Source organism: Raoultibacter phocaeensis, assembly GCF_901411515.1.
Lineage (GTDB): Bacteria > Actinomycetota > Coriobacteriia > Coriobacteriales > Eggerthellaceae > Raoultibacter > Raoultibacter phocaeensis.
This window is the reverse complement of record NZ_CABDUX010000001.1, coordinates 17,850-30,931: the sequence shown is the minus strand read 5'-3', so window position 1 is coordinate 30,931 and position 13,082 is coordinate 17,850. Positions and strand designations below refer to the sequence as shown.

Annotated in this window: 9 protein-coding genes; all 9 read left to right on the top strand. The window is 59.9% G+C overall.

The genetic code is table 11. From position 1 onward, the window contains the following. Positions 1 to 121 precede the first annotated feature (121 nt). The 9 genes from FJE54_RS00105 to FJE54_RS00065 all read left to right on the top strand — a co-directional run bounded on the left by FJE54_RS00105 (position 122) and on the right by FJE54_RS00065 (position 13,061). Complete coding sequence (locus FJE54_RS00105; RefSeq protein WP_139650519.1) at positions 122 to 1,969, top strand: nucleoside-diphosphate sugar epimerase/dehydratase; 1,848 nt, start codon at positions 122 to 124, stop codon at positions 1,967 to 1,969. A gap of 141 nt (positions 1,970 to 2,110) precedes the next feature. Beyond that, on the top strand, positions 2,111 to 3,175 hold the full coding sequence (argC, locus tag FJE54_RS00100) for an N-acetyl-gamma-glutamyl-phosphate reductase (RefSeq protein ID WP_139650518.1): 1,065 nt from the start codon (positions 2,111 to 2,113) through the stop codon (positions 3,173 to 3,175). Positions 3,176 to 3,197: 22 nt separating this feature from the next. After that, positions 3,198 to 4,475 (top strand): bifunctional glutamate N-acetyltransferase/amino-acid acetyltransferase ArgJ, encoded by a 1,278-nt coding sequence (argJ, locus tag FJE54_RS00095; protein WP_139650517.1) that lies wholly within the window; start codon positions 3,198 to 3,200, stop codon positions 4,473 to 4,475. Further along, entirely contained in the window at positions 4,472 to 5,470 is a 999-nt protein-coding gene (argB, locus tag FJE54_RS00090; protein ID WP_139650516.1) for an acetylglutamate kinase, read from the top strand. The genes argJ and argB overlap by 4 nt, the downstream gene beginning before the upstream one ends. Before the next feature lie 100 nt (positions 5,471 to 5,570). After that, complete coding sequence (locus FJE54_RS00085) at positions 5,571 to 6,785, top strand: acetylornithine/succinylornithine family transaminase (protein WP_139650515.1); 1,215 nt, start codon at positions 5,571 to 5,573, stop codon at positions 6,783 to 6,785. 205 nt (positions 6,786 to 6,990) lie between these two features. Then, entirely contained in the window at positions 6,991 to 7,419 is a 429-nt protein-coding gene (locus FJE54_RS00080; protein WP_139650514.1) for an arginine repressor, read from the top strand. A gap of 235 nt (positions 7,420 to 7,654) precedes the next feature. After that, positions 7,655 to 9,013, top strand: coding sequence for an argininosuccinate synthase (locus FJE54_RS00075; RefSeq protein WP_139650513.1), 1,359 nt, complete (start codon positions 7,655 to 7,657; stop codon positions 9,011 to 9,013). A 36-nt stretch (positions 9,014 to 9,049) separates the two neighbouring features. Beyond that, a complete protein-coding gene (gene argH, locus FJE54_RS00070; RefSeq protein WP_139650512.1) occupies positions 9,050 to 10,441 on the top strand; it encodes an argininosuccinate lyase in 1,392 nt (463 codons plus the stop codon). Between the two features lie 304 nt (positions 10,442 to 10,745). Next, complete coding sequence (locus FJE54_RS00065) at positions 10,746 to 13,061, top strand: transglycosylase domain-containing protein (RefSeq protein ID WP_139650511.1); 2,316 nt, start codon at positions 10,746 to 10,748, stop codon at positions 13,059 to 13,061. The last annotated feature ends 21 nt before the right edge of the window (positions 13,062 to 13,082 follow it).

The following is a 13,082-nucleotide window of genomic DNA, read 5'->3' as shown; positions in this document are numbered from 1 at the left end:
AACTCCTGAAACCGTATCGGTAGCTTTCCATGGTAATCGATTTGTGTACAATACTCCTTCAGCGCATAAAACCTGTAGTGATTCTGAAACCAAACACATTTTTCGCTGAAAGCAAGGCGCAATGGACTTCCGTATAACCAAACGAACAGCACTTTTGCTGTTTTTCGATATCGCGGCCACGTATGCCGCGTATTGGCTTGCGTCACTTCTGACCGATGTGGTCGGGGAGGTCTTCTACAACAACGAGATCTATTTCATGATCGGCATCCTTGCGCTCATCAACGTGCTCGTGCTCGGCGTATTCCACCTCTACAATAACCTCTGGGAGTATGCGAGCGTCGACGAGGCGATCCAGATCGTGCTTGCGGTCGCGCTCTCTACGTTCGTGGGCGCGGTGTTTCTCTGGATCATCGACGTGCGCCTTCCCATCCGCGTGTTCTTCGTGGCTTTGTTCCTGCTGATATTCTTCTGCGGCGGTATGCGTATGGTATACCGCGTCGCGCGCCGTAAGAAGCGCGCGTTTACGAATCCCACCCGCGAGTGCGACCGTTTGCGCACGCTCATCGTGGGCGCAGGTGAAACCGGCTCGCTCACGATCGACCGCATGGCAAGCAAGGATCCGCTCATGCCGGGCATTCCCATCGTGGCCGTCGACGACGATCCGGCAAAGCGCCGTCTGCGCATCCATGGCGTGAAGGTTGAGGGCACAAGCGACGATATCCTTGATCTTGTAGACAAGTACGACATCGAGCAGATCGTCGTGGCCATACCCTCGTCCACGCTCGAAGAGCGCAGGCGCATCTTCGGCATCTGCACCAAAACCGATTGCAAGCTGCGCACGCTTCCGAACATCCGCGAACTGCGCATCGACGAGCTCGGCGATGTGTCGCTGCGCGACGTCGATGTGGCCGACCTTTTAGGTCGTGAGGAAATCGTGCTCAACACGCGCACGGTCTCGGGCTACATTGCCGGCGAAACGGTGCTCGTTACCGGCGGGGGCGGCTCGATCGGCAGCGAGCTTGCGCGTCAGCTCTGCAAGGTGGCACCTGCACGCATCGTCATCTTCGACATGTACGAGAACGACGCCTACATGCTCCGAAACGAGCTTCTTTCGGAATACGACGACATCGACATCGTCATCGAGGTCGGCAGCGTCTGCGACATCGCGCGCATCAACGAGGTGTTCGCGAAGTACCGCCCCGGCGCGGTGTTCCACGCGGCCGCCCACAAGCACGTACCGCTCATGGAGGTGTGTCCGCGCGAAGCCATGCAGAACAACGTGTTCGGTACGCTCAACACGGTGCGCGCGGCCGATGCGTACGGCGCAGACAGGTTCATCTTCATCTCGACCGACAAAGCGGTCAACCCCACCTCGGTTATGGGTGCGACCAAGCGCCTCGGCGAAATGGTCGTGCAATACTACGCCCGCACGTCCAAAACGGTGTTCTCGGCGGTGCGCTTCGGCAACGTGCTCGGGTCCAACGGCAGCGTCATCCCCGTGTTCAAGCGCCAGATCGCCGCGGGCGGGCCCGTTACCGTAACGCATCCCGATATCGAGCGGTTCTTCATGACCATTCCCGAAGCATCGCGGCTCGTCATCCAAGCGGGCGGCCTTGCCAAGGGCGGCGAGATTTTCATCCTCGACATGGGCGAGCCGGTGAAGATTGTCGAGCTCGCGAAAAGCCTCATCCAGCTTTCCGGCCTCACGCCCGATGCCGATATCGAAATCGTATTCACGGGTCTGCGCGAAGGGGAGAAGCTCTTCGAGGAGCTGTTGATGGACGAAGAATCCACGCTGCCCACCACCAACTCCTCGATCATGATCTCGACCGGCCAGGAGATCAGCTACGACGAGGTGGCGGCCAAGCTCGACGAGATCGAAGCCGCCATCGCGAAAACCGACGCCGAAGCCATCGCCATTCTCGAAGAGGCCGTACCCACCTACACCCATACGACGAACCGGGGCTAAGGGCACAGTTTGGAGGCATCCCGCCTACCGATTCGTGACTTTTCGAATGCGCGTTGTATGGTTGCCTTGCAAACAGACGGGCACTTACCGTAGGATGGTTTCCACGGTGGACAGGTCATACACGCGAGTCGAGGAGCGAAGATGACGATTAGAGCAGGTATCGTAGGGGCGGCGGGGTTCGCTGGAATCGAACTCGTGCGGCTCTTGAGCGAACACCCTGAATTCGAGCTTGTCGCGGCAACCTCCGATTCGCTTGCCGGTACGCGGGTTTCCGAATTGTATCCAGCGCTCATCGGGCACACCGAGCTCGTGTTCACCGAACACGGCGCCGATGCGCTTTCCGAGTGCGACGCCGTATTCCTTGCCGTGCCCCATACCGCCGCTATGGCTCAGGTGCCTGCGCTGCTCGAAGCGGGTATAACGGTATTCGACCTTTCGGCTGATTACCGTCTGCATGATCCGGAAGTCTACGAGCGTTGGTACGCGACCGAGCACACATCGCCGGAGCTGCTCGAAAAGGCGGCGTTCGGCCTTCCCGAACTGTTCCGCGACGATCTTGAGCGACGCGCCGCCGAGCGCGAAGCGGGCCGCCCCGCACTCGTCGCGTGTGCGGGCTGCTATCCCACCGCCACCTCGCTTGCGGCGTATCCCGCAGTGCATGCGGGCATGGTTTCGGGAACGCTCATAGTCGATGCGATTTCGGGTGTGACCGGGGCGGGCAAGAAGGCCACCGAACGCACGCACTTCTGCTTCGCGAACGAAAGCGTCGAAGCGTACGGGGTGGGCACGCATCGCCATACCCCCGAGATCGAGCAGATTCTTAGGGTACCGGGCCGCGTCGTGTTCACGCCGCATCTGGCACCGCTCAACCGCGGCATCCTTTCGACGGTGTACCTGCCGCTCGATGCCGCATGTGCGCACGCCGCAGACATCGAGGCCATCTATGCGCTCTACACCGAGTTCTACCGCGACGACGAATTCGTGCAGGTGCTGCCGCTCGGCAGCATGCCGAAAACAAGATCGGTTGCGGGCAGCAATTCGTGCCACATCGGCCTTGCGCTCTCGCAGGGCGGCGATATGCTCATCGCCGTCGGTGCGATCGACAACCTCTGCAAAGGCGCTGCGGGTCAGGCCGTGCAGTGCGCCAACATCGTATTCGGCCTATCCGAGGGTGCGGGCCTTACGGCCTCGGCGCTTCCGGTGTAGCGGTATCGAAGGGAACGGTTATATGGACAAGGATTGCATACGGCTCGAGCCCCCGTGCGGCATCGAGGCCATCGAAGGCGGCGGCGTTACGAGCGCATCCGGCTTCAAAGCGTGCGGCATCCATGCGGGTATCCGCAAAAACCGCGACCGCCTCGACATGGCGATCGTCGCGAGTGACGAGCCGTGCGCCGCAGCGGGCATGTTCACGCAAAACGTGTTCTGCTCGGCACCGGTGGCGGTGTCGCGCGAGCACCTCGACGGCGTATCGTACGGTACCGCTCGCGCCGTGATCGTCAACTCCGGAAACGCCAATGCAGCAACGGGTGAAATCGGGCTTGCCAATGCGCGCGCATCGGCCCGCCTTGTCGCCGATGCGCTCGGCTGCCCCGAGAACGAAGTGCTTGTAGCATCGACGGGCGTGATCGGCGTGCACCTGCCCATGGAGCCGTTCGAGCAGCATGTGGGCGAAGCGGTGGATGCGCTTTCGGTTGACGGAGCTCACGATGCGGCAGCCGCCATCATCACCACCGACACCTACGCCAAAGAGTACGCGGTAGCGTATACGAGCACATCCGTTGGATTCGAAGGCGTGCGCATTGCGATCGGCGGTATGGCGAAGGGCTCGGGCATGATCATGCCCGACATGGCAACCATGATATCCGTGCTTACGACCGATGCCCCGCTTGCTCCCGACACCGCTCACCGCGCGCTTGTCGAGGCGGTTTCGGTGAGCTTCAACAAAGTGACCGTCGATTCGGATACGTCCACGAACGATTCGTGCTATCTGTTCGCGAGCGGCAAGGCGCAGGGTGCATCGGGCGCTATCGCGTACGAAAGCGAAGCGTACCGCGAATTCGTGGGCGCCCTCACCCATGTATGCACGACGCTCGCCCGCGAACTGGCCTGCGACGGGGAAGGGGCAACCCGCCTTATCACCGTGCAGGTGACGGGTGCTGCCGACGACGCCGATGCCGATACAGCGGCCCGCGCCGTTGCGAACTCGCCGCTCGTGAAAACGGCTATCTTCGGACACGATGCCAACTGGGGGCGCATCGCCATGGCCATCGGCAAGTCGGGGGCGAAGTTCGCCCAGGAGGATGTGTCGATCGACATCATGGGCATCCCCGTCTGCCGCGACGGCCTGACCGTCGAGTTCGACGAAGACGAGGCGCTTGCGCGCTTCGAGCACCCCGAAATAGTCATCGCGGTCGATCTCGGCGCCGGAGCCGGATCTGCTACGATGTGGACCTGTGATTTCACGCACGATTACGTTACGATCAATGGAGACTACCGAACATGAAGTACGCGAAGGACACGAGACCCAAGCCCGTATCGTCAAGAACCGCCGAGGTTCTCGTCGAGGCGCTGCCCTGGATCAAGAACATCACCGGGAAAACGGTCGTTATCAAGTATGGCGGCTCGGCGATGGTCGATGGGCAGCTGCGTACCGACGTGATGAACGATATCGTGCTCTTGAAGATCATCGGCATCAACCCCGTCATCATCCACGGCGGCGGCCTCGCCATCACCGATGCTATGAACAAGTTCAACATCCCCGTCGAGTTCAAAGAGGGGCAGCGCGTCACAACCGACGAAGCCATGGAAGTTGTGCGCATGGTACTCATGGGCAAGGTGAACCAGGAGCTCGTCGAAGCCATGAACGAGCACGGCAACCTCGCCGTCGGCGTGAGCGGGTCTGATGCGGGAACGATCATGGCCGAGCAGAAATCGCCCGAACTGGGACGGGTGGGGCGCATCACGCGCATCAACTCGGGGTATCTCGAGGATCTCATCAACGCCGATTACATCCCCGTCGTCGCCTCGATCGCCATGGGCGAAGAGGGCGGCTACTACAACGTGAACGCTGATTTGGTTGCGGGTCACATCGCCGCCGCCATCGGAGCGCACAAGATCGTGTTCCTCACCGACGTTGACGGGCTGTACGAGGATTTCGAGCGGAAGGATTCGCTCATATCGAACCTCACGATGTTCGAAGCGCAGTACATGGTGGAGAACAACGTCGTATCGACGGGCATGATTCCGAAGCTGCAGTCCTGCATCTCGGCGCTCGAAGCGGGCGTGTTCAGGGCGCACATCATCAACGGCACGACACCGCATGCGCTTCTGCTCGAGCTGCTCACGAACACCGGAGTGGGAACGACGCTCCATAGCACCGAGGAATCCTGCACGTTCGATGCCCACCCGCTCGGCAACTTCGCCGCGAAGCTCATCGAGAACCGGCAGCATCCGGTGCTTCTGAGCGAGCAGAACGGGGTGCGCACGCCCAACCGCTAAAACCCGTCTTTGCCCGACGCGCGCTGCGCGGCGCATCGTCGGGCGGGTATCGCTACGTACTGAAACGAGAACTCGAACCAAGCAGGAAGAAGGCGCTCCTATGAGTTTGGCACAGCAGCAGAACCTCGAATCCACGTATCTCTTGAACACGTATGCTCGCAAACCCGTCGAGCTCGTTTCGGGCGAGGGCATGCGCGTGTTCGACGACGAGGGGCGCGCCTATCTCGATTTCGTATCGGGCGTGGGGGCGGTAAGCCTTGGGCACTGCCACCCCGCCGTGGTCGAAGCTGTGGCATCTCAGGCAGAAAAGCTCATCCACGTGAGCAATTACTACTACATCGAAAACCGCGGTCAGGTGGCAAAGCTTCTGTCGGACCTGCTCAATACGCGCGTCGAGCAAACCGAGCGCACGCCATGGAAGAGCTTCTTCGCCAATTCTGGTGCCGAGGCTAACGAGTGCGCCATCAAGCTTGCGCGGCTCTGGGCGAAAAAGCACAAGGGCGGAGCGCAGACAATCGTCACGCTCGACTGCGGCTTCCACGGAAGGACGCTCGCAACCCTTGCCGCGACCGCCCAGCCTGCCAAGCAGGAGGCGTTCCAGCCCCTGCCAGCGGGCTTTGTCCATACGCCGCTGAACGATATCGCAGCTCTCGAAGCCCTGTTCGCCGCAGAGGGCGAGAACATCTGCGCGATCATGCTCGAGTGCGCGCAAGGGGAAAGCGGCGTGCACCCGTGCACAGCCGAATTCCTCGAAGCCGCACGCCGGCTGACGGTCGAGTGCGGGGCGCTGCTCATCTGCGACGAGATACAGTGCGGCATGTATCGCTGCGGCACGTACCCGTTCGGCTTCCAGCATTTCGCCATCACCCCCGACATCGTGACCATTGCCAAAGGGGTCGCCTCGGGCGTTCCGACTGGCATGTGCGCCGCACGCGAAAGCGTCGCAGCCGCCTTCGAGCCGGGTGATCACGGCTCCACGTTCGGCGGAAGCTGTCTTGCCGTTGCGGCCGCACAGGCCACGATCGAAACGCTTGCTTCCCTCGAGGTGGCCCGTAGCGTCGAAGAGGTGGGGTCGTATCTGCGTAAACGACTCGCCGAGCTTCCGGGCATCGTCTGCGTGCGGGGCCTCGGCCTCATGTGCGCGTGCGATCTCGATGACGCGCTCGATGCCCCCGCACTCGTGCTGCGCGGGCTTGAAGCGGGGCTTCTGCTCAACAGCACCGGTCCGCACACGCTGCGCTTCCTGCCGCCGCTCGTGTGCACGCAAGCGGATGTCGATGCGCTGATCGAGGGTTTGAACGCTCTGCTCGCATAGCTCTGTATGTGTGCGGCTTCAAAGCCGACGGGGCCGAAGCGCAGAAACTTTTGCGACTTTTGAGATTCTTGTCGCGCTGGCTGTAGTTTTACGTTAAGATTACCTGCATAAATCGCGAGGGTATTGCACTTTTCTGCATATGCTCACGCGAGGATGGTAGACCGTATGTGTTTTACTGCTCGAGTGAAGGACTGAAAGCGCCTACATGAGAAAGCGGCAACAGAGGCATGACGTCATTCGCGACATCATTCGCGAGTATAACGTCAAAACACAGCGCGATCTGGCCGAACAGCTGCAAGCTGCCGGGTATGATTGCACGCAAGCCACTATATCCCGCGACATCATGGATATGGGTCTCGTCAAGTCCCGGGAAGGATTTTATGTTCTTCCTGAAGAGATGCGGTTGCAACGTATGGTCTCGGAACTAGTCGAGGAAGTACACTTAGCCGGTAATATGGTAGTTGTGAAGACATACTCAGGTGGAGCAGCAGGCGTTTCAGCCGCGCTCGATAAGGCAGCCCTTAAGGGCGCCCTGGGTACCGTTGCCGGCGACAACACCATTATGATTGCCACACCCACCTCCGAAGCTGCAACGGAAGTAGCGGGCGCAATCAACCGACTGCGACGACGTTAGTCGTCTATTTTTCTTTGGGGACGTACGCGCCCCTACCCTCATCCCCGCTCTACGTTTGTGTGTCCGATTAAGATGCGAGCCGTCTTTTCGGAGGCGATCCGTGCAGGATCGTTTAAGGCAAAGCTGTACGATTTTCCGTCCGCGATGCCGAAAACCCAAGGGAGCGGCCTGCCGCAAGGCATCTTCGGGCTCATCAAACCACGGTATTAAGCCAGCAAGGAAGGAAACTAGAACAATGGCTAAGGATAAAGTTGTACTCGCGTATTCCGGTGGACTCGACACGTCGGTGTGTCTCAAGTGGCTTCAGGACGAGAAGAACCTCGACGTCATCGCGGTAGTCGGCGATGTGGGGCAGGAGCACGACGGGCTCGAGCAGGTCAAACAGAAGGCGCTCGATCTCGGCGTGCTCGATTGCCTAGTCGTTGACATGCGGCAAACGTTCGTCGACGAGTACCTGAGCAAGGCGCTCTTCGCGAATGCGATGTACGAGAACAAGTACCCGCTCCTCTCCGCGCTCTCGAGGCCTGCCATCTCCAAGCATCTTGTCGATGCGGCGCACAAGTACGGTGCGAAGTACATCGCGCACGGCTGCACCGGAAAGGGCAACGATCAGGTGAGATTCGAAGCCTCCATCATGATGCTCGATCCGACGATCGAGATCATCGCCCCGGTGCGGGAATGGGATCTCAAGACCAGGCCCCAGGAAATCGACTGGGCGCTCGCGCATGGTGTGCCGGTGCCGGCTACGAAGGACAACCCTTACTCGATCGACGACAACCTGTGGGGTAGGGCCATCGAGTGCGGCGTGCTCGAAGATCCGTGGGCCGAGCCGCCCGCGGACATCTACACGATGACTGTCAACTCCGAAGACGCCCCCGATGAGCCCGAGTACGTGGAGATCACATTCTCCAAGGGTCTTCCGTATGCGGTAAATGACAAGCAGATGAGCTTCATGGGGGTCATCCTCGAGCTCAACAAGATCGCCGGTTCGCACGGCTTCGGCAGGATCGACATGATCGAAAACCGGCTCGTCGGCGTGAAGAGCAGGGAATGCTACGAGGTCCCCGGTGCACTTGCGCTCATCGAAGCCCACAAAGCGCTCGAGGATCTGTGCCTTGAGCGGGAAGTGCTGCACTACAAGCTCGGCATCGAGCAAAGCTGGGCGACATCGGTGTACAACGGGCTGTGGTTCTCTCCTCTGAAAGAGGCGCTTGATGCCTTTCTCGCCTCCACCCAGCAGTGCCTATCCGGCACTGTGAAGATGAAGTTTTACAAGGGCTCGTGCACGGTAGTCGGCCGGAAGAGCGCCTACTCGCTCTATGACTTCGCGCTTGCAACCTACGACGCCGATGACGCGTTCGATCACGGTGCGGCGAAGGGCTTCATCGACCTGCATACGCTCTCTGCAAAAACGTGGGCATCGAATCGGAGGCAGGAGGGTGCGCCCGCCGATGTGTTCAACGCTGAAAAGGCGCAGGGTCCGCTTAAGAAGGGAAAATACGAAGGCGTTACCGAGCTTTCCAAGGACGAGGGCCATTCGGACATCGTCGAAGAGGCCGAGCAGGCCATGTACGCCGCTGCGGTAAAAGCGTAAACGCGGCGCATGACGGATTCGAAGAAAGGTAAAACGATGGCATTGTGGTCTGGGAGATTCGAGCAGGGCGTCGATGCGTTCACGCAGCGTTTCGGCGCATCGCTGCCCGTCGACAAGGCGATGTACAAACAGGATATCGCCGGCTCCCGCGCCCATGCGAACATGCTGGCGGCCCAGGGGGTGATCGCCGAAGACGATGCAGCTGCGATCAGCGCTGGCCTTGAGAAGATCGAGCATGCGATCGATGCGGGCGCGTTCACGTTCGACATCAACGACGAGGACATTCACATGGCCGTCGAGAAGGTGCTCACGGCCGATATCGGCACTGCGGGAGCACGTCTGCACACAGGTCGTTCGCGCAACGATCAGGTGGCTACCGATGCGCGCCTGTTCGCCAAAGGCCTTTGCCTTGAGCTCATGGCCCACAACGTGTCGCTGCGCCGTGCGCTCGTCGCGAAAGCCGAAGACGAGTTCGGATGCATCATGCCGGGCTACACGCATCTCCAGCACGCTCAGCCCGTACTGTTCTCGCACCACATGCTCGCGTACTTCTGGATGCTCACCCGCGATTTCGGACGCCTGGAATCGGCGTTGCAGGCGGCCGATGTGAGTCCGCTCGGTTCAGCGGCACTCGCCGGCACCACCTATCCGCTCGATCGCGAGATGACGGCCGCCGAACTTGGGTTCGCAGGCGTGATACCCAATTCGCTTGACGCGGTGTCGGACCGTGACTTCCTGCTCGACCTCGACTACGCATGCGCGGTGTCGATGATGCACCTGTCGCGTTTGTGCGAGGAAATCATCCTGTGGTCTTCCTCGGAGTTCGGGTTCATCACCTTGTCCGATCAGTATTCGACCGGCTCATCCATCATGCCGCAGAAGAAAAACCCCGATTTCGCCGAGCTCATCCGCGGTAAGTCGGGGCGTGTGGTGGGCGATCTCGTAGCGCTGCTCGTCACGATGAAATCGCTGCCGCTCGCGTATAACAAAGATTTGCAGGAAGATAAGGAAGGCGTCATCGACGCGGCTCATACGCTTGCCGACTGCCTCGTGTGCATGGAAGGCATGATCGAAACCATGCGCGTCAACGAGGATGCGATGCGCGAGCAGGCCAAGAAGGGGTTTCTGGCCGCAACCGATGTGGCCGACTACCTCGCGAAGAAGGGCATGCCGTTTCGCGAGGCGCACGAAGTGGTGGGCAATCTCGTGCTCACCTGTGAAAAACGAGGCTGCGACCTCGACGATCTTACGCTTGCGGATTTCAAAGCTGCAAGCGGGCTTTTCGAAGAAGATATCACCTCCGCGCTCGACCTCGAGAGCATCGTGGCCGCGCGGACGACGATAGGCGGCACCGGCCACGAAGCCGTGCACGTCCAGTTGGCTCAGGCGAAGGAAACGCTTGAAGCCGACGCCCAACGACACGGATAAGCCCTCCGGGCATATACCGCATGACAGGGGCGGCCCCGCACGCAGATGAGCGTGCGGGGCCGTCGCCGTTCTCAAGGCGGCTCCAGCAAACTACAGAGCGATGATGGATGCAGTATCAGTGCACTCGTTCGGCTGTCGCAAAAGGAGCGGGAGTCCCGCAAGGGCTTTCTTCTCTACACCGGGCGGGGTACGCTTCGACGACCTCGTGTCTGCCCTATGGCCTTTTTTCAACAAACTTATGTACTTTCATGAGGGCAAGAGGCCTGATGGTAAAATGGGCGAAGTTTTTTCCTGGAGGTGACCCGTGGCTTCTCGCTCTATAAAGAACAGGCCCGATGTTAAAAAGAAGAATAAGTGGACCGTGCCGCTTGCGGTGCTCGCAGTCTTAATCACCCTCGTGCTCGCAGGTGTGGGTGGCGTGTGGGCGCTCGGAGAATCGTGGCTCGACCCCGATACGCTTCCCGAATACGAAAACGTCGATCAATTCAATTCGGCGCGCAAAACAACGGTGTATGCGAGTGACAGGTCGACGGTCCTGGCCGAGTTTTACCTCGAAGACCGCGAACCGGTGGAGATCGACCAGATCAGCCAGTACGTGCTCGATGGGACGGTGGCAACCGAGGACGAGCGCTTTTACGAGCACGGCGGGTTCGACCTGTGGGGAATCGCGCGCGCGGTCGTGGTGAACCTCACCGGTTCGTCGCGCGAAGGCGCTTCCACCATCACGCAGCAGTTCGTGCGCAACACGATCCTCTTCGACGAGGCGACCGACATCTCGATCAAGCGCAAGGTCCGCGAAATGTATCTTGCGATGAAGATCGAAGAGGTGTACAGCAAAGACGAGATACTCCTCATGTACCTCAACACGATCAACTACGGGTCGGGTGCCTACGGCATCGAAGCCGCTTCGCAGCGCTACTTCTCGAAGAGTGCAACCGATCTCACGCTTGTGGAGGCGGCAACGCTCATCGGTATTCCGCAGTCGCCCACGTACAACAACCCCATCGACTATCCCGATAATTGCCAATCCCGCCGCGACCTCGTTCTCGATCGCATGCTCAAGAACGGCTACATCACGCAGGCGGAGTATGACGAGGCGGTTGCGACCCCGCTCGAACTCAACGTCACCGAGCGCTCGAACGACGGCATCTACGCCTATCCGTATTTCACGAGTTACGTGCGCGAATACCTGCTCGACAAGTATTCGAAGTCCGAAATCTTCGAAGGTGGCTGGACCGTGTACACGACCATCGACATTGACTTGCAGGAGAAGGCTGAGGCTGCTGCGCAGGCAAAGCGCGATATGCTCGCCGACAACTTCGACGTTGCGATGACGGTGGTCGATCCCGAAATGGGCTTCGTGAAGGCGATGGTGGGTGGCAGGGACTATTACGCCAACCAGTGGAACTTCGCCACGCAGGCAGAGCGCCAACCGGGCTCTTCGTTCAAAACGTTCACCCTGATTGCAGCGCTTGAAGCGGGCATCAACCCCCAGACCATGGTGGACTGCTCGACGAGCATGACGGTGGAGGGCCACAAGATTTCGAACATCTACAACATCAACTACGGAACGCGCAGCATAGCGCGCGCTTTCGCGGTATCGTCGAACACGGGGTTCGTGAGGTTAGCGATGTCGGTCGGTCCCGAAAAGGTTGCCGAAGTAGCCAAGCGCATGGGTATTTCCACGGAGCTTCGCGCCTTTCCTACGCTTACGCTCGGCACGAGTGAAGTGACGACGATCGATATGGCGGAAGCGTACGGCACGATTGCGAACGGGGGAGTGAAGCACGACGCGATCGGCGTCGAGCAGATCCTCGACCGCAACGGCAACGTGATCGAAGATAATTCAACCGATCCTGGCGAACAGGTGATAACTCCCGAGATCGCTTACGCGGCCACTCAGGTCATGCAGGGCGTCATCAACACGTCGGAGGGTACCGGTACCCGCGCCGCTCTGCCGTCGGGGCAACCCGTAGCGGGCAAAACGGGTACGGCCGATGATTACAACGACATCTGGTTCTGCGGGTTCACGCCGCAGCTTTCGGTCGCTATCTGGATCGGCGATCCTCGTGATATGAATGAGCGACAATCGCTTTCTAGCGATGAGACGGCGACAATCGTTTTCCGCGACTTCATGAGCGCTGCGCTCGACGGTCAGCCGATCGAGCAATTCAAGACTGCCAAGGCGCCCACGTACAAGACGTACTCCGATTCCAAGTGGAACATCGGCGGCACGTACTCGAGCTCGGACGACGATGAAGACGAAGAGAAGAAGAAGGCGGAAGAAGAAGCCAAGAAGAAGGCAGAAGAAGACGAGAAAAAGAAGGCCGAGGAAGAAGCGAACAAACCCGACCCAACTCCCACGCCCGATCCGACGCCGACCCCTGATCCGACGCCGACACCCGACCCCGACCCAACTCCCACGCCCGACCCTAACCCGACGCCGGATCCTGGTACGACTACGTCTAGTGCCTCGTCTCGCATGGCGGGTGGCTCGGTGAATGGGGCGGGTCTTTCCGGAAGTTCGTGGACTCCGTATGCAGTCCGTAACGATTGGTTATCAGAGTTGTCGTCAGGCAACGGGATTTCATTTCGTACAATAAGCTTAACGGCAGCGTAGCGTATAGCGCGCAGTATCAAT

What these genes read in the sequence shown, in the direction of transcription:
- FJE54_RS00105 (WP_139650519.1), top strand. Translation starts at nt 122, where the DNA reads ATGGACTTCCGTATAACCAAACGAACAGCACTTTTGCTGTTTTTCGAT.
- argC (WP_139650518.1), top strand. Translation starts at nt 2,111, where the DNA reads ATGACGATTAGAGCAGGTATCGTAGGGGCGGCGGGGTTCGCTGGAATC.
- argJ (WP_139650517.1), top strand. Translation starts at nt 3,198, where the DNA reads ATGGACAAGGATTGCATACGGCTCGAGCCCCCGTGCGGCATCGAGGCC.
- argB (WP_139650516.1), top strand. Translation starts at nt 4,472, where the DNA reads ATGAAGTACGCGAAGGACACGAGACCCAAGCCCGTATCGTCAAGAACC.
- FJE54_RS00085 (WP_139650515.1), top strand. Translation starts at nt 5,571, where the DNA reads ATGAGTTTGGCACAGCAGCAGAACCTCGAATCCACGTATCTCTTGAAC.
- FJE54_RS00080 (WP_139650514.1), top strand. Translation starts at nt 6,991, where the DNA reads ATGAGAAAGCGGCAACAGAGGCATGACGTCATTCGCGACATCATTCGC.
- FJE54_RS00075 (WP_139650513.1), top strand. Translation starts at nt 7,655, where the DNA reads ATGGCTAAGGATAAAGTTGTACTCGCGTATTCCGGTGGACTCGACACG.
- argH (WP_139650512.1), top strand. Translation starts at nt 9,050, where the DNA reads ATGGCATTGTGGTCTGGGAGATTCGAGCAGGGCGTCGATGCGTTCACG.